The sequence below is a fragment of the Arthrobacter sp. ok362 genome (genome assembly GCF_900102785.1).
Classification (GTDB): domain Bacteria; phylum Actinomycetota; class Actinomycetes; order Actinomycetales; family Micrococcaceae; genus Arthrobacter.
This window is the reverse complement of the sequence record NZ_FNGC01000012.1, coordinates 72,966-89,753: the sequence shown is the minus strand read 5'-3', so window position 1 is coordinate 89,753 and position 16,788 is coordinate 72,966. Positions and strand designations below refer to the sequence as shown.

The 16,788-nt window shown below is 66.1% G+C and carries 15 protein-coding genes and 1 riboswitch; of the genes, 11 read left to right on the top strand and 4 right to left on the bottom strand.

The features are described 5' to 3' along the window. Positions 1-47: 47 nt before the first annotated feature. Positions 48-194, bottom strand: coding sequence for a YegP family protein (locus BLQ10_RS22445; RefSeq protein WP_175558658.1), 147 nt, complete (start codon positions 192-194; stop codon positions 48-50). Here BLQ10_RS22445 and BLQ10_RS16190 point away from each other — a divergent pair. Beyond that, the gene (locus BLQ10_RS16190) at positions 184-1,638 is read left to right on the top strand and encodes a DUF5129 domain-containing protein (RefSeq protein WP_091563934.1); all 1,455 of its coding nucleotides are present in this window, start codon (positions 184-186) and stop codon (positions 1,636-1,638) included. The two genes, BLQ10_RS22445 and BLQ10_RS16190, sit on opposite strands and share 11 nt — an antisense overlap. Before the next feature lie 23 nt (positions 1,639-1,661). Here BLQ10_RS16190 and BLQ10_RS16185 read toward each other — a convergent pair whose 3' ends face one another. Continuing rightward, a complete protein-coding gene (locus tag BLQ10_RS16185) occupies positions 1,662-1,856 on the bottom strand; it encodes a DUF1918 domain-containing protein (protein WP_091563932.1) in 195 nt (64 codons plus the stop codon). 298 nt (positions 1,857-2,154) lie between these two features. Between BLQ10_RS16185 and BLQ10_RS16180 the strand changes: the two genes are divergently transcribed. Genes BLQ10_RS16180 through BLQ10_RS16170 form a run of 3 tightly spaced genes read left to right on the top strand, consistent with a single transcriptional unit; the run spans position 2,155 to position 8,952 of the window. Next, on the top strand, positions 2,155-5,349 hold the full coding sequence (locus tag BLQ10_RS16180) for an efflux RND transporter permease subunit (protein WP_254785612.1): 3,195 nt from the start codon (positions 2,155-2,157) through the stop codon (positions 5,347-5,349). Then, positions 5,346-5,813, top strand: a complete 468-nt coding sequence (locus BLQ10_RS16175) for an efflux RND transporter periplasmic adaptor subunit (protein WP_091563801.1) — start codon at positions 5,346-5,348, stop codon at positions 5,811-5,813. Before BLQ10_RS16180 ends, BLQ10_RS16175 begins: the two co-directional genes overlap by 4 nt. 1 nt (position 5,814) lies before the next feature. Next, complete coding sequence (locus tag BLQ10_RS16170; protein ID WP_091563800.1) at positions 5,815-8,952, top strand: efflux RND transporter permease subunit; 3,138 nt, start codon at positions 5,815-5,817, stop codon at positions 8,950-8,952. A 21-nt stretch (positions 8,953-8,973) separates the two neighbouring features. On the opposite strand, the gene BLQ10_RS16165 is transcribed toward BLQ10_RS16170, so the two are convergent. Next, a complete protein-coding gene (locus BLQ10_RS16165; RefSeq protein WP_254785611.1) occupies positions 8,974-9,684 on the bottom strand; it encodes a serine hydrolase in 711 nt (236 codons plus the stop codon). Positions 9,685-10,207: 523 nt separating this feature from the next. On the opposite strand from BLQ10_RS16165, the gene BLQ10_RS16160 reads away from it, so the two are divergent. From BLQ10_RS16160 to BLQ10_RS16140, 5 genes are all read left to right on the top strand, one after another. Then, positions 10,208-10,765 (top strand): dihydrofolate reductase family protein, encoded by a 558-nt coding sequence (locus BLQ10_RS16160; RefSeq protein WP_091563796.1) that lies wholly within the window; start codon positions 10,208-10,210, stop codon positions 10,763-10,765. Between the two features lie 111 nt (positions 10,766-10,876). Beyond that, positions 10,877-11,668: a phosphatase PAP2 family protein gene (locus BLQ10_RS16155; RefSeq protein ID WP_254785610.1), complete on the top strand. Its 792-nt coding sequence runs from the start codon at positions 10,877-10,879 to the stop codon at positions 11,666-11,668. A gap of 2 nt (positions 11,669-11,670) precedes the next feature. Continuing rightward, positions 11,671-12,414, top strand: a complete 744-nt coding sequence (locus BLQ10_RS16150) for a DedA family protein (protein WP_091563793.1) — start codon at positions 11,671-11,673, stop codon at positions 12,412-12,414. 5 nt (positions 12,415-12,419) lie between these two features. Next, positions 12,420-13,097 (top strand): response regulator transcription factor, encoded by a 678-nt coding sequence (locus BLQ10_RS16145; RefSeq protein WP_091563791.1) that lies wholly within the window; start codon positions 12,420-12,422, stop codon positions 13,095-13,097. Continuing rightward, on the top strand, positions 13,090-14,094 hold the full coding sequence (locus BLQ10_RS16140) for a sensor histidine kinase (RefSeq protein ID WP_091563790.1): 1,005 nt from the start codon (positions 13,090-13,092) through the stop codon (positions 14,092-14,094). The genes BLQ10_RS16145 and BLQ10_RS16140 overlap by 8 nt, the downstream gene beginning before the upstream one ends. A 91-nt stretch (positions 14,095-14,185) precedes the next feature. Here BLQ10_RS16140 and BLQ10_RS16135 read toward each other — a convergent pair whose 3' ends face one another. Further along, positions 14,186-14,887: a hypothetical protein gene (locus tag BLQ10_RS16135; protein WP_091563788.1), complete on the bottom strand. Its 702-nt coding sequence runs from the start codon at positions 14,885-14,887 to the stop codon at positions 14,186-14,188. Between the two features lie 4 nt (positions 14,888-14,891). Then, a riboswitch (cyclic di-AMP (ydaO/yuaA leader) is annotated at positions 14,892-15,095 on the bottom strand. A 171-nt stretch (positions 15,096-15,266) separates the two neighbouring features. Between BLQ10_RS16135 and BLQ10_RS16130 the strand changes: the two genes are divergently transcribed. Together BLQ10_RS16130 and BLQ10_RS16125 are read left to right on the top strand one after the other, a co-directional pair. After that, positions 15,267-15,545: a hypothetical protein gene (locus BLQ10_RS16130; RefSeq protein ID WP_091563787.1), complete on the top strand. Its 279-nt coding sequence runs from the start codon at positions 15,267-15,269 to the stop codon at positions 15,543-15,545. Next, on the top strand, positions 15,542-16,756 hold the full coding sequence (locus tag BLQ10_RS16125) for a cation:proton antiporter (protein WP_091563785.1): 1,215 nt from the start codon (positions 15,542-15,544) through the stop codon (positions 16,754-16,756). Before BLQ10_RS16130 ends, BLQ10_RS16125 begins: the two co-directional genes overlap by 4 nt. Positions 16,757-16,788: the final 32 nt, after the last annotated feature.

The window sequence follows — 16,788 nt, the reverse complement described above, 5'->3', positions numbered from 1 at the left end:
TAATCCTAGGCGGTGGCCAGCCCGGATTGGACACCTGACCTGCGGTTTCATCCCTTCTCGGCGGCAGCTTCCGTCAGATCGACCACCGGCGAGGCCGCGTTCTTCTTAACGGACTCGACGCCGCCCATGGCGCTCGCCGGCGTCTGCGTCGACGCCGCTGGAGCCAGCCAGTACGCTCGGAAAATGGGAATCACGCGCAAAGCCCTCGCCGCTCTGGTTGTGCTGATCGCCGGCCTTCTCGCCGGAGCCCCCTTGGCGCTCGCCGTGACGCCGACCGCCGTCGTCGTTGAAGACCGCGCCGGGGTTTTGGACCAAAGGACGCTGCTGCCGGCAGTGCGGTCCACCGACTTTTACGAGCCCACCAAAGTTGCGATCTACACGTACAACGGCACGGCCGCGGACAACCTGAACGCGGAAGTCCTGCGGTTCGCCCGCACCGAACACCCCGAGTGGATCAGCGCCGACGGGCAGAAGTGGGCGGACGGGCTGTTTATCTTCGCCCTCGATCCGGTGGGCCGGCATGTGGGGACGTACATGGGTGAGGACCGGAAGGTCTCGCCCGAACAGCGTGAGGACATCCAGAACGCCTCGAAGGCGCTGCTCCGCGATGCGCAGTGGACCGACGGCACCCTTGCCGGGATCCGCCGCGGCGCCGAACTTATCAATCAGCCGTGGTACCGTTCCACAGCCTTCCTGGTCACGGCATGGACGGCGGTGGCCGCCGCAGTCTGCGCAGCTGCCGCGTGGCTGATCGTGCGGTGGCGGACCCGGGTGTCCAGCCGGAAGGAACTGGCCCGGGGCGACGCCAGCTACGCCAATGTCAGCATGGACCTGCAGGTCACCGAGCTCAACGCCAGCACCATTCCCGAATCGTCCCGGTACGGAAGCACGGTCCTGGAGAAACACCGCACGTTCGTGAACCGCTACAACACAGCCACCGAACTTTCCAACCAGGTACATGCCCTCAGCAGCCGGGACCTGGGCCGCCGGCCCAACCTCAACCTGGTCCGGAGCTACGCCGACGCCGCGGCCGAACTCGACGTGCTGGACGACGTGATCGCCGATACCAACGCCTTGCTTAACCGAGGCTCATCGTGGCCCGCCGCCTGGGACCGCCAGCTCGCGCCGTTCCGCAGTGACCTGGACGACTTGGAAAACCTGCTCAGCCAGCGCCGCGCCGAGGGAACCTCGGCGACGGCGGCGGCACTGCGGTCCTTCCGCGATGAAAGCCGGCGTGATGTGGAGCGCTGGTCGGCGGAACTGGCGGACGGCTCAATCACCCCCGAGACGGCGCTGGACCGGCTGCGTGATGCCCGGACCCAGCTTTCGGAGCTCTTAGGGAACCACGCTGACACCTTGATCGACGCGTTTGCCCGCAATGACAAGGAAGCCGGTCTCATGCGCCAGGAAATGGACAGTGCACAGTCGGGGACCAAGGCCAGATCCGGGCGCACGTACGAGCCGAGCATCCTCGGAACGGTGTACCCGTCCTACTACTTCTTCTCGGTCCCGAGCTTCAACTCCGGTTTCAACACCGGCGTCAGCAGCGTCAGCAGCGCGCGCGGCGGTGGCACCACCACCGGGTACGGGTCCAGCGGCGGCAGCTTTTCCGGGTCCGGGAGCTCGTCGGGTTTCTAGGGCCGAGTCGCAGTGCGGAGTTTCTAGGGTCCGCTCCCGGGCCGTTCGACGACGAAATCACCGCCGGGAAACATGATGGTCTCGTGCCCGTCATCGAACCTGACGAGGTAGGGCGGCGCACCATCGACCCCTCTCACCTCAAGGATCAGGCCGTGCCGGTCCGTGGACTCGACCGTGTGCCCCCGGATGATGATGCGGTCCCCTGCGACTGCTTTCATGGCGATCACCTGTATCTCTATTGACGCCTGTGTGCCCGAAGATCATTATTGCTCTTGACGGCTGGGGGGCGCTATGGCTTAGGTTGAGGAGCCGCGCCGTGAATAGAATATGTGCAGTTGGCCAAACAGGAATAGCAGTCAACACCCTTTTCCCAGAAACCGCTTTCGCGGCAGGGCGGCTGCACGGCCCGCCCACTCCCCGGGCCCACCCCGGCAGCCCAGGCTACCGACGACGCCGAAGCATCGACTGTAATTTCCCTGGTCCGGGCGACACTGCGGGGCATGCGGGGTACCGGCCATGATGAGTGCAATTGCGCGCTGGACTCTGCAGTTCAGGCTCTTGGTCCTGGCCGCCGCGGCAGGAATCCTTGCCCTCGGGCTCACCAACCTGCCGAGCATGTCCGTGGACGCCTTCCCGGAATTCGCCCCGCCGCAGGTAGAGATCCAGACTGAAGCCCTGGGACTCTCGGCCGCCGAGGTGGAGCAACTCATCACCTCCCCCATGGAGGCCGACCTGCTGAACGGGGTGGCCTGGGTTGAGGCAATCCGGTCCAAATCCGTGCCCGGCCTTTCGTCGATCCAGATGGTCTTCAAGCCGGGGACAGACCTCTTGCGAGCACGCCAACTCGTCTCGGAACGGCTGACCCAGGCGCGCGCACTGCCCAATGTTTCGGCGGCTCCGGTACTCATGCAGCCGCTGTCCTCGACGAGCCGGGTCATGATGGTCCGGCTGACCTCCAAAGACATGTCAGCCATCGACATGTCCGTCCTGGCCCGCTGGACCATGAAGCCCGGGCTCTTGGCCGTGCCCGGGGTCGCGAACGTGGCCATCTGGGGCCAGCGCGACCAGCAACTTCAAGTCCTTGTGGACCCGGCGCGGCTCCAGGCCAAGGGAGTCACCCTCGACGAAGTCATCAAGACGACCGGCAACTCCGTGTGGGTTTCGCCGCTGAGCTACTTGGAAGCATCCACTCCGGGCACCGGCGGTTTCTTCGAGACGGGCCATCAGCGGATCGGCGTCCAGCATGTCCTGCCGATCACCACGCCGGAGGACCTGGGCCAGGTTCCCATCCAGGGTCCGGCCGGCAATCTCCTGCTCAAGGACGTGGCCACGGTGTCAACCGACCACCAGCCCCTGATCGGCGACGCCCTGCTCAGCAACGAAGCCGAGTTGTTGCTGGTCATCGAGAAGTTCCCGGAGACCAACACGATGGACGTGACCCGGGGGGTTGACGAGGTCCTCCGCGAGCTCCAGCCCGGCCTGCCCGGAGTCACGATCGATACCAGCGTCTACCGGCAGGCTTCCTTTATCGAGGAGGAAGTCGGGACGCTCGGCGTCGCTGCGCTGATCGCGCTGCTGCTGATCGTGGCCCTGTTTGGCGCTTTCTTCCGTTCCTGGCGCACGGCCCTGATCAGCCTGATCACGATTCCCGTGTCGCTGACCGCGGCAGCGTTGGTGCTCGATCTGCGCGGCACCGGAATGAACACCATGGTCCTGGCCGGCATGGCGCTTGCCCTGGCCGTCATCGTAGGTGACGTTGCGGAAGACCTGAACGGCATCGCGCGGGCACGCAGCGCGGACGCCAGGGCAGAATCAGTATCCGGCGACGGCGGGCCTGACACCGGCCAGGGCCAGGCACCGGACCGACGCGATTCAGTGATCCCGGGCGCCCTGCGGGCAGCCCGCACGCCAATCCTCTACGCATTGCTGATCATGGCGCTGGCCCTCATGCCTGCGCTCTTTATCCCGGGTGAGAACGGTGCCCTGTTCGGGCCCCTGGTGCAGAGCTATCTGCTTGCGCTGGTTGTCTCGATGATTGTCGCACTCACCGTCACGGCGGCACTGGCGTTCGTCCTTCCTGTCCGTTCCAAGGCGCCGCAACGCCGTTCCCTGGCGCGGCTGCAAGGCGCGTACGGCCGGACCGTGACGCGCTTGACGCGAAAGACGCGGTGGGTATTCGCCGCTGCGGCGGTGGTCGCGGTGGCCGGACTGGCGCTCGCACCCCAGTTGGCCGGGACCCGTCCCGTGGTGCCGGTGCTGGCGGACAAGACCCTGGTGGTGCACTGGAGCGCGATAGCCGGCACCTCGGACCAGGAAATGAGCCGGATCACCGAGGCGGCCGCAGGAGAACTGCGCACCGTGCCGGGCGTGGCCAACGTCGGAGGACACGTCGGGCGGGCGATCACCTCGGATCAGGTCGGCGACGTCAGCTCCGGCGAGCTGTGGGTGACCGTGGCCCCCGACGCGTCCTACGCCGACACGGCCGCCGCTGTGGACCGGGTGATCGCCGGCTATGCGGGCCTGACCAGCAAGATCTCCACCTACCCGCAGGAACGCATCGACCAGATCCGGGAAGAAGCGGACAGCGGCTTTGCCGTCCGGGTCTTTGGACTGGACCCGACGATTCTGCGGCAGAAGGCCGCGGAGGTGCAACAGATTCTTGAGCACACGGCCGGTGTGGTCAATCCCCACGTCGATCTGCCCGCCGAACAGCCGATCGCCGAGGTCAAAGTGAACCTGGCCGCGGCCCAAAAGGCCGGCGTCGTCCCCGGTGATGTACGGCGGGCAGCTGCCGCCCTGCTGCAGGGCATAGAAGTCGGCAACCTCTACGAACAGCAGAAGGTCTTCTCGGTCATCGTGAAGGGGAATGCTGCCACCCGCAGCAGCCTTGACAGCGTCCGCAACCTGATCATTGACACCCCCAACGGCGGCCACGCCCGCCTCGGCGACGTCGCGCAGGTGACCATGGTCGGGAACGAGTCCGTGATCCTGCACGATGACACCTCGCGGCGCATTGATGTCAAGGCTGAGATCCAAGGCCGGCCGCTGGGCGACATCCAGCGTGACATCGACACGGCGCTGCAGCAGATGCAGTTCCCGATTTCCTACCATGCCGAGATCCTCGCCCAATACGCCCAGCAGCAAAACAATTACCAGTGGCTTTGGCTGCTCGCGGCCGTGGCCGCCGCCGGCATCCTGGTGCTGCTGCAGACGGCGACGGGGAGCTGGCGGCTCGCGGCCCCGCTCTTCCTGGGCCTGATCCTGGCACTGTCCGGCGGGGTGCTGGCCGCCCAGGCCACGGGCGGCGTCAACTCGCTGGTGGCCCTGGTCGCATTCGCCGCAGTGCTGGGAATAGCCGTCCGCGGCGCTCTCCTGCTGACAGGCCAGGTCCGGAGCCTGCGGGCAACAGATGCTTCGGCGCCCTGGCCTGCGCTGGTGGTCCGCGGAACCAAGGACAGGCTCGGGCCCGTCCTGATGTCGACCGTGATAACGGCCCTGGCGCTGTTGCCCCTGGCCCTCCTGGGCGGCGTCGTCGGAACGGAAATTATCCTGCCGCTTGCCGTGATCATCTGGGGCGGTCTGCTGACAACAGCCTTCTTCACCCTGTTTGTTGTGCCCGCTATGCTGCTCCGGTTCGAGCCGAAGCCAGCACCCAGCACCCGGACCGGCCAGGGCACCTCTGCACCAACTGAGAGCCAGGATGCGTCATGAACTCCCCACTTTCGCCGCGGGGCAACAAGGTCGCCACTTTCATCGTTGCGGTGTTCGTGGCGGTCTTCACGGCGCTCTCCGCCACAGGTTGCGCCCAGGCACCGGAGGCCGAACCGTCCGAAGGTGAACCGGCGGAGATCGCTGTAGTCCCCGGCACGGACCTTCACCGGCTCACCCTCACCGAGCACGCCGTCGAACGGGTCGGGATCGCGACAGCCGTGATTGCCGTGGATCCCCAGACCAGGAAGCTCACCGTCCCCTATGGGGCCATACTGTACGACAGCTCGGGCAAGGCGTGGGTCTACACCAACCCTGAGCCTCGGGTCTACGTCCGCCAATCCATCACGGTCCAGCGCATCAACGGCGACGTCGCCGTCCTGACGGACGGGCCGCCGGCAGGGACCGTGGTGGTCACGACAGGCGCGGAGGAACTTCTCGGCACCGAATTCGATACGGCCGAGTGACATGCGCTGGCTCATCGGGATAAGCCTCCGTTTCAAGACGGTTGTTGTCGCCCTCGCATGCGCCGTGATGCTGCTCGGCTCCCTGCAGTTGAGTTCCGCGTCGGTGGACGTCTTCCCGGAATTCGCCCCGCCACGCGTGGAAATCCAGACCGCGTGCCTCGGGTTGACCGCCCAGGAAGTCGAAGAGCTGGTCAGTGTGCCGATCGAGGCCGCCGTGAGCGGCATGCCGGGCCTGGACGAGATACGGTCCAAGTCCGTACCCCAGCTCTCGTCGATCGTGCTGCTATTCCATCAGGGCACTGATCTGCTCAACGCCCGTCAGCTCGTATCGGAACGGATGGCTGCGGTGACCGCGGCGCTGCCCACCTGGGCGGCCCCGCCGGTGATGCTCCAGCCGCTGTCTGCGACCAGCCGCGTGATGAAGATCGGCATGACGTCCTCGGAACATTCGCTCATCGAAATGTCCATGCTGTCCTACTGGACCATCCGGGCCCGGCTGCTGCGGGTCCCCGGGGTGGCAAATGTGGCCATCTGGGGCGAGCGGCTGCAGATGCTCCAGGTCCAGGTGGAACCTGACAAGCTCAAGGCCCAGAACGTCTCCCTCAACCAGGTCATGGAAGTCACCGCCGGCGCCCTCGACGCCGGTCTGCTGAAATACTCGCCCGGACGGTTCATCGGAACGGGTGGATTCATTGACAGCCCGACCCAGAGAATGGGGATCCGCCACGTCCAGCCTATCCAGACTCCCGCTGATCTGGCCAAGGTGACCATTCGGGAAAAGGACGGGGTGGCGCTGCATCTGGGCGATGTGGCCCAGGTTGTGGAGGACCATCAGCCGCTGATTGGTGATGCCGTGATCAACAACGGGCACGGGCTCATGCTGATCGTCGAGAAGCTGCCGTGGGGCAACACACTTGAGGTGACCAAGGGGGTAGAGGAGGCCCTCCACGAGATGCAGCCGGGCCTGAGCGGCATCAACTTCGACACCACGATCTTCCGGCCCGCCAGCTTCGTTGAGGAGGCGATCTCCAACCTCAGTATTGCGCTGCTGCTCGGCTGCCTGCTCGTCGTCATGATCCTCGTCGCGTTCCTCTTCCAGTGGCGCACGGCCCTGATCAGCATCGTCGCCATTCCTTTGTCCCTGCTCACAGCCGCGCTGGTGCTCTATTTCACCTCCAGTGCAATCAACACGATGGTGCTCGCGGGTCTGGTCATCGCCGTGGGAGTCGTGGTGGATGACGCGATCATCGACGTCGAAAACATCATGCGCCGGCTCAGGCAGCGACGCGCCGGGCACAGTGACGAACCTGCGGCATCGGTGGTTTTGAAAGCCTCTCTGGAGATGCGGAGCCCGATCGTCTACGCGACCCTGATCATTGTGGTCGCCGCCGTACCGATCTTCTTCCTGGACGGGCTGACCGGGGTATTCTTCCGGCCGCTGGCCGTCTCCTACACCCTGGCTGTCCTTGCCTCCATGCTGGTGGCGCTGACAGTGACGCCGGCCCTTGCCCTGATTTTGCTGGGCAACGCCAAACTGGAAGAACACGACGCACCGCTGGTCCGTGTGCTCAAACGCGGCTACCACGCTGCCCTCTCCAAGACCATGAACCGGCCCCGGTTCGGCTATGCAGGCTTTGGCGTGCTGGCGGTAGTGGGCCTGGTCCTCGCTCCCCTGATGGGCTCGTCCCTGTTCCCCACGTTCAAGGAAAGGGATTTCCTGATGCACTGGATCTCGGAACCGGGAACCTCTGCCGCGGAAGAGTTCAGGATCTCCCAGCGCGGCTGTGAGGAATTTCTCAAGGTCCCCGGCGTCCTGAACTGTGGCACGCACATCGGGCAGGCATTCGCCGCGGACGAGATCGTCGGTGTAAACGCCGGCGAACACTGGATCAGCATCGACCGCCACGCCGACTACGACAAGACGGTGGCCGCTGTGGAGGAAGTGGTCAACGGCTACCCGGGGCTGCACCGTGACGTCCAGACCTATCTGAAGGAACGGATTGAAGAGGTCATCACCGGTGCCAGCGAACCCATACTGGTCCGGGTCTACGGAGACGATCTCAAGGTGCTCCGGGAACAGGCGAAACGGGTCAAGGCAATCATGGACTCGATCGAGGGCACCGAGGACCCGCATGTCTCCCTGGAGGTGGAAGTCCCCCAGATCGCCGTCACGGTTAACCTGGCCGCGGCGCAGAAGTACGGCCTCAAACCGGGCGACATCCGGCGCGCAGCAGCGACACTCGTGGCAGGCGAGGAAGTCGGCGACGTCTTCCGGGACGGCCGGGCTTACGACGTCCAGGTATGGAGCACTCCGGCCACCCGCTCGTCCGTCACCAGCATCGAGGATCTGCCCATCGATACCCCCAGTGGAACGCGGGTTCGCCTTGCCGACGTCGCCGACGTGAGCCTGCAGGCGACACCGAACCAGATCGACCGCACTAACGGATCCCGCCGCGTGGAGGTGGGATCGTTCCTGGCCCAGGGAGCGGACTTGGGAAAGGTGGCCAGCGAACTGAAGTCGCGCCTGGCCAGCCTGGATCTCCCTACCGGCTACAGCGTGCAGCTGCTCGGCGAATACACCGAACGCGAGGCGGCAACGAACCGCCTGATGATCTACTCCGCGGCGGCACTTGTCCTGATCCTTCTGCTGCTTCAGGCGTCCTTCCGGAGCTGGCGGCTGGCATTCTTGTCTCTGCTCACCCTGCCGGTGGCCCTGGTGGGCGGGGTCATTGCCGCCTTCATGACCGGCGGAGTCCTGTCCCTCGGGTCCCTCGTTGGCTTCCTCACGGTGATGGGGATCGCTGCGCGCAACGGCATCCTGCTGATCAACCACTGCCAGCATCTGGAAACCTATGAAGGCCAAACCTTCGGCCGCGCCCTGGTGCTGCGCGGGGCGGCCGAGCGGCTTTCGCCGATTCTCATGACCACTCTGGCCACCGGGCTGGCCCTGGTGCCTCTGGTTGTCATGGGCAACATCCCCGGCCATGAAATCGAACACCCCATGGCCGTCGTGATTCTGGGCGGCCTGGTCACCTCCACCCTGCTCAATTTGTTCATCGTGCCCTCGCTCTACCTCCGGTTCGCCAAATCCAGGAAGACACGCGATCGGGAACGGGTTGCCGGGCCGGCCACAGTCTGACCACCGTCAGAACCCCACCCATTAGAACAGGGCGGCGGTCACGGTCCGGGTGAGCTGCTGAATGATACGGGTCCGGGGACCCATGTCCGAGTAGTTCAGGCCGCGGGTGTACACGACGAACACGAAGGCCCGGCCGTCCTGAACCAGGACACTGGCATCATGCAGGTTGCCAAACAGCAGCCCGTACTTGTGAAAAACCCGGACACCCGGCGGGACCGCGGGAGGGATCAGCGTCTCGAAGTTGGTGTTCTGCATGTAGGACAAGAGCTGGGCGGTGTTGCGCGCATTGAGCAGCTTTCCCGTGTAGAGCAGCTGGAGGGTCCGGGCCATTTCTGCGGTAGTCAGCAGGTTCACCGTTCGGTCGTACGTGATCCCGATCGAGGCGGCGTAGTCCGTTATGCCCCACTGACCCACCGCCCGCAGGATCAGCGCCCATGAATCGTTGTTGCTTTGCTGGACCATCTGGCGGATCTGGGCCTCGGCCGTCGAGGCGCCCAGCGGGGCAGTCAGCGAGGCGCGCCCGGTCTCCACCAGGTGGTAATACGCGGACGCGGCGAGGATCTTGGCCGTACTGGCGGCGACAAACTTGTCCCGGGCTCCGTAGCTGTGGACCACGCCGTCGGAAAGATCGATCAGCGACACCCCCACCGCGTAAGCGCTGTTGGCCTGGATGATCGCGCTGATCTGGCCGTCCAGTTTGGGGCCGATGGCCGGGACCGCGACAGCAGGCACGGCAAGGGCTTTTGTTGGCACTTCAGCTGGCGGGTCAGATGCCGGAGCTGTCCGGCTGGCGTGGGCGGCCGGCGCGTGCGCGACGGCGGTCCCTGTCGAGGGTGCCACAGCGGTCGCCGCAGCGGCAGGCGGGTCAGCCGGTACCCCTGCCTGGACGCCTGCGTAGACGCCACCGGCAGTTACAAGGGCAAGTGCGACCGCTGCCGCAGTCAGATGCTGCGGCCGGATCCATTCGACTCGCCTGGCGATGGGCCGCGAGCCGGGCTTGGATCCGTCGCCAGCTCTGTGCGCGCCGGATCGGTAGTGGCGCGGCGTCGGCTCAGTCATCCGGACCGGCCCCAGGCTTTAGTGCGAAATGGTTCGCAGGCATAGTTCCTCCCCCAAAGGTAACTGACCGCGGTGGGGCCATAGACTCCCAGCATTCTTACCGCTCGCGGCTCCCCACGCAAGGGCGCGCCTCGGGAACAACTGCCTCAGACACGCGAAGTGGCGGCGTACTCTGGACGAAACGTAAGGAGCGGCGATGCGAAAAATCATCCTGGCCATGCAGGTGTCCCTCGACGGGTTCTTCGAGGGACCGGACCGTGACATCAGCTGGCACATGGTCGACGACGAACTGCACCGCCACTTCAACGGCCAGTTCGCCACCATGGGCGCCTTCCTGGACGGCAGGGTCACGTATGAGCTGATGGAGGGGTTTTGGCCGACGGCGGACCAGGACCCCGCGAGCAGCGCCACGATGGCCGAGTTCGCCCGGATTTGGCGGGACATGCCCAAGTACGTCTACTCCCGGACGCTGACGACGGCCGGCTGGAACACAACAGTCGTCCGGGATGTGGTGGCGGAAGAAGTTCTGGCCCTGAAATCCCAGCCGGGCGGGGACTTGGCCCTTGGCGGGGCGGATCTCGCCGACACTTTCCGGCGGCTCGGGCTGATCGACGAATACTGGCTGTACGTCCATCCTGTACTGATTGGCCGGGGCAGATCGCTGTTCAAGGCTGCGGACAGCAGAGCCCAGCTCCGGCTGCTGGAGACGCACGCCTTTGGCAACGGGGTGGCGCTGCTGCGCTACGCCGCGTAGCCGGCGCAGCGGCACTCCCCTTCGGCACTTCTTAAGCGTTTCTTAAACGCCTGGCGGGAGAGTGGGGGGTGGCGCCTCTCCGGGCGCCCTTGTCCCGAGCCGGAGGATCCCATGACTGGACCTGCCCCTGTTAGACGCGATGCGGCACCAAGCCGCGATGGAGCCCTGCGCCGGCCCGAAGCCGGCCGCCCTTCCGCGGGGCCGCGACTGTGGGCCTTTCCCCACGTCCGCCAATGGTTGTTGCTGGGCATTGTGCTGTCCGCTGCCGTCGTGGCACTGGGCCTGGCGGCGCAGCTGACGCCGGGATTTAGCGCCGCCGAGCTCGGTGTCGATCAGGACCTCAGCCAGCATCACGCCGCTGCCTTGACCGCCGTCGCGATGGCGCTCAATGTCGTGTTTGGACCGGTGGCGGGTCTCGCTCTGATCGGCGCCGCGGCGCTTTACATTTGGCTGTTCCGGGGCGGAGTTGTCAAAGCCCTGGCCTTCGGCCTCGTCGCATCGTCCGGCTGGGTGGCGAGTGAATTCTTCAAGATCATCGTGGCCCGTCAGCGGCCCAACCCCGCCCTGCTGTTCGATCCCCTGGCTCCGGAAACCGGCTCCAACAGCTTCCCCTCCGGCCACGTGTCCTTTGCGGTGGCACTCGGATTCGCAGTGTACTTCCTGGCCCGCGGCACCCGCTGGGCCAAGGTCACCGCCGTCGGCGCGGCGGCGATGGCGCTCGTCGTAGCCTGGTCGCGGCTGTATATCGGTGTCCACTACCCCACGGATGTCGCGGCTTCGTTCCTGGCCGCGAGCGCAGCGGTGGTCATGCTTGCAGGGTTGTGGAACGTGATCGCGCCCCGGATCGCCGACCGGCTTCGTGCCCCGTCCGCCATCCGGTCGCCGGGCCCTGAGAGGAAATGAGAATGCACGCCTTGGAAGTCTTCTCCTTACTTCCGGCCGCTGACGCCGCCGGTACACCTTCACTGCTGGACCCGGCAAGCCTGCTCGCCGGGCTGGGTCCAGCCGCTTTGGGCGTCATCGCGGTCATGGTCTTCATCGAATCGGGCGTGCTTTTTCCCTTCCTGCCCGGGGACTCGCTGCTGTTCACGGCAGGCCTTCTGCACCAACAGCTGCAACTGACGCTGCCGGTGCTGATCGGCGTCGTCACCGCGGCTGCCGTCGCCGGGGATCAGGTCGGCTACATGCTGGGACGGAAATTTGGCCGTCGATGGTTCAAGGACGACGCCCGGATCCTGAAGACAGCGCGCTTGACCACCACAGAGGACTTCTTCCGCCGCCACGGCGGGGCCGCCGTCGTGCTGGCCCGCTTCGTCCCCATGGTCAGGACGTTTGCTCCCCTTACAGCCGGGATCGCGCGCTATGAGTACAAGTACTTCACCCTCTGGAATATCGCCGGCGCGGCCGCATGGGCCGTGTCCGTGACGATGCTTGGCACCTGGTTGGGACACTTTGACATCGTCGCCAAGAATATTGACGTCATTGCCGTGGCCATGGTCCTCATTTCCGTCGTGCCGTGGGTGGTGCAGCTCCTCAAGCGCCGCCGCAACAGCCAGCGCCCCGACGCCACCGCAGCCCCAGCGGCCGGCGACACGGCCACGGGATCCGAGGACGGATTGCGGACTAAGGAAATGGCCGCGGAAGAATAGCTGACATGACTACCGCTGACCGCCCGTCCCTGCTGCTCGTCGAGGACGACGCCGTCCTGGGACCGCTCATCGCCGAGCTCCTGGACCCGGATTACCGGGTCCAGTTGGTCACCAACGGCCGTGATGGCCTTCACCACGGGCTCACCGGGGCCTGGGATGTCATGGTGATCGACCGCGGGCTGCCTGTGATGGACGGCATCGCCCTCATCGCGGCTTTGCGGTCGAAAGGCATTGCCACGCCCATCCTGATCCTGACCGCGCTGGGCGATGCCGACCAAAAGGTCAGGGGCCTGGATGCCGGTTCCAACGATTACATGACCAAGCCGTTCGACGCCGGCGAACTGGCAGCACGCCTGCGCGCACTGACGCGCACCTTCCCTTCTCCGGCCCCGGCACGGGTGATGATCGGGGACTGGGAACTGGATCCGACGCGGCGCTCCGTCCGGTCCGTCTACGGGCTCACGGTGTCGCTGACCGCAAAAGAAGGCCAACTGCTCGCAGCCCTGGCCGCGGAACCCGACCGCGTCTTCACCCGGGACGAGCTCCTCACGGCGTACTTCCACGCCTCGGATCAGCCCGGCGTGATCGATACCTATGTTCATCACCTGCGCCGGAAAATCTCCAAGGCCGTCATCCGCACGGTGCACGGCGTCGGTTACCAGATCGGCGATGCTCATGAGTAGCGGCGGGACCGCCGGAAACCCGGACCACTCCATCCTGCGCAAGGCCTCGCTCAAGGTCGCGTTGCGGATCAGCGCCGCGTGCGCGGTCATGGTTCTCGGGCTGCTCGCCGCCACGGCGCTTTTCCTCATGAATCAACTGGCCCATCCCGAAGTGCCGGGCTCGGCGGCGGCCGGGACTGCCTACGCGTACTTGGATTCCAAAGATGTCCTCGAAGCCATGGTCATCGCCGGGGTGGCGGGAATCTTGCTGGCCGGCATCGTCGGGTGGCTCAGCGCGCGCAGCGCCATCCGTCCCCTCGGAGATGCCTTGGCCAGGCAACGGCGCTTTGTCCAGGACGCGAGCCACGAATTGCGCACGCCCTTGACCATCCTGGACACCAGGATCCAGCTTGCCCAGCGCAACACCGTGCCCGGCTCCAGGCAAGGCCAAGACCTTGCCCGGATCCGGGAGGACGCAGCGACGCTGACCGGGATTGTCAACGAACTGCTCCTCGCGGCAACCGCGCAAGCCCCGGACAGTTCAGCACCGCCGGCCGACCTTGCCGACGCCGCCGCCAGCGTCGCCGGGAGCCTCCAACTGGTCGCGGACCAGCGTGAGGTGCGCCTGGATTTCGTGGCCGATGCCCGGCCGCTGGCCCGGATCGAGAAGAATGCGCTGCGCCGTGCCGTGCTGGCCCTGGCGGACAACGCCCTTGCCCACACGCCTACGGGCGGCCATGTGTCCATTACGACTTCGATCGAGCACAGCCGCGCCGTCATCTCGGTGTCGGACACGGGGACCGGAATCACCGGCGTCGATCAGGCCCGGATCTTTGACCGCTTCGTGCGGACCGCCAGCGCTGACGGTTCACAGGGACAGCGGAGCTTTGGCATCGGCCTGGCTTTAGTTCGGGAGATCGCCGTCGCTGCCGGCGGCACTGTCGCGGTGGCCGCGACGGGTGCCGAGGGAACGGTCATGAAATTGACGCTTCCGCTGGCCCGGAGCGGAAATCCCTGAGAACAGGAAAAGACCGGCGATCGATTGCCCCCAAGGGAAATCGATCGCCGGTCTTTTCCGGACTGTGTAGCCCTGGAAGGGGCCGTGTGGCTTAGGCGCGGACGAAGGTCACGCCGCCGGTCGCGGTCAGCCAGGACAGCGGGTGGACGATCGTCTGGTTGGTGCCGTTCATCCCGCCACTGACCACCTGGCCGTTGCCGGCGTAGATGCCAACGTGACCGGACTGGACCACCATGTCGCCGGGCTTCGGGGTCGCCACGACGGTTCCCAGGCCAAGGAATGCCCGGGGACCGATGTCACCGACGGGCTTACCCGCGGCGCCAAGGGCCTTTTCCACCATCGCGGTGCAGTCCTGGGTGATGCCCAGCTGGCTGTAAGCGGCCGAGAGCATGATGGCGTTGCGTCCGCCGGCGGCGGGCACCGCGGCAGGCGCTGCTGCCGGAGCGGCCTGCACCTTCACGGTTGCCTTGGGTGCTGCGGCCGGAGCGGCCTGCACCTTCACGGTTGCCTTGGGTGCTGCGGCAGGCGCCGCGGCGGGCGCCGCGGCCGGCGCTGCGGCGGGAGCCGGCGCCGCGACGGTAGCTACCGCGGGGCGGGCAAAGCTGATCTTGACACTTGAATCGGCCCTGACGGGAGCGCTGACCAGTCCCTTGACGTCCACTTTGGACGCCGGAGCGGAGTCGCGCTGTGCCGGTGCTGCGGCTGCGTTGGCTGCCATTCCGCTGGTGAGGACCAGGCCGGATGCGGCGGCGAGGACGGCGGCATGGCGCGCAAAAGTATTGATTGAAGACATGGATGTAGCCTCTCCCAATGCCTGCGAGGTGAGCTGTCGGATTCGGATGGGAGTCACCCGGCCACACTCCCGGGCCCGTCGTTGCGGGCACCGTGCGGCTTCACCCCAAGACCTGCGTAAGCAGCAGGCCAAAAGTGGTTTCCCCGTCTCTGCCGGTCGTTGATGCGAGTTACCCCCGGGCCGCGGCAGAGTTAGGCAATCGGCTGGGGAGCGCCCGTATCGGAGACAACAGGCACTTATCCACCGTAACGCGAACCGCATGCAAAAGTCACATTCAGGTAACGGCGGCCACATTGCGGTCCGGGAATTGCCCATGGGGCGGCGCCGCATCCGAACGTAGGATGATGCCATCAGCACCACGCAGAAGCGGAGGCCCGAAATGAACAGCCACTGTGTCGCCATCTGCCAGTTGAGCAATCAGCCCCAGGAGGATTTCGACGTCAACACCGAGCTGCTGATCCTGGACGGCCAGGACGTCCACATCACCACGTGGGACGCGGAACCGCGCGACGGCGGCTTCGACGAGCACGTCCTCAATGATCGGGTGGACGCCCTCGGGTACATGGTGGTCAATGACTGGGCCTTCCTGGACGGGAAGGCCTACGCGGTGGTGGAGCGGCGGTCAGGCCCGATACCGGCCCGCAGCGCCGAGTCGTGACATTCCTCTCCCTGGCGCTCATCGCCGTCGTCTCTTTGGCCGGCCCGCTGCTGGCACTGTCGGCGCGCTGGCGTCTGCCGGTAATGATGGGCGAACTGCTGGCCGGCATCGTGATCGGGCGGTCGGGCCTGGGCTTAGTGGACCCGTCCGATCCGACGTTTACCCTGCTGGCCAACGTCGGGTTTGCACTGATGATGTTTGTGGCCGGGACCCATGTTCCCGTGCGGGATCCGCAGATCCGCTCCGCCCTTGGCAAAGGCGCCAGCCGGGCCACGGCGGCCGCGGCGGCTGCGGTGGCAGTCGGAACAGGCATCGGCCTGCTCTTCGGCACTGGACATGCTCCGCTCTACGTCGTGCTGCTGGCATCATCCTCGGCCGCCTTGGTCCTTCCGATCATCGATTCCCTGCGCTTGGGCGGACCCGACGTCGTCGCCATGACCGCGCAGGTGGCAATCGCCGACACAGCCTGCATTGTGGCGCTGCCGATCCTCGTGGATCCGCCGCACGCGGGCCGCGCGGCGCTTGGTGTACTCACGGTGACCGGCTGCGCGGTGGTGCTCTACGTCGGCTTGCGCTGGCTGGAGGACAGAGGCATCCGCGGGCGCGTGCACCGGCTCTCGGAAGAGCGCAAGTTCGCCCTGGAGTTGAGGATCCAGCTGGCCGTACTTTTCGCCCTGGCCGCCGTGGCGACGTTCAGCAATGTGTCGGTGATGCTGGCGGGCTTTTCCTTCGGCCTTGTGATGGCTGCGGTCGGCGAACCCAGGCGCCTGGCCCGGCAACTGTTCGCCCTCAGCGACGGCTTCCTGGCGCCGCTGTTCTTCGTCTGGCTGGGCGCCTCACTGACGCTCAAGGACTTGGCCGGGCATCCGGACATGATTGCCCTCGGTGTGGCCCTGGGAGTAGGGACTCTGCTGACGCACGCCGGCCTGGTGTTCCTGGGTCTTCCGCTGCCCCTCGGAGTGTTGTCTGCGGCCCAGCTCGGTGTGCCGGTGGCGGCCGCGAGCATCGGCACGCAGCTTCAGGTTCTGCTTCCTGGCGAGGCCGCGGCCCTCCTGGTGGGCGCACTGGTCACCATAGCCGCGAGCGCCGTCGCCGGGTCACGGGCGGCGAGGACTTTCGCGCTGCCCGCAAAGGCCGGCGGCAGGTCCGGCGATGCCGGCAGCGCCGTCGGACAGGGCGATCCGGGAGATCCGGGAGATCCAAAAGTCTAAACGGGCGGAACGGCCGAACGTCCGGAAGCCCG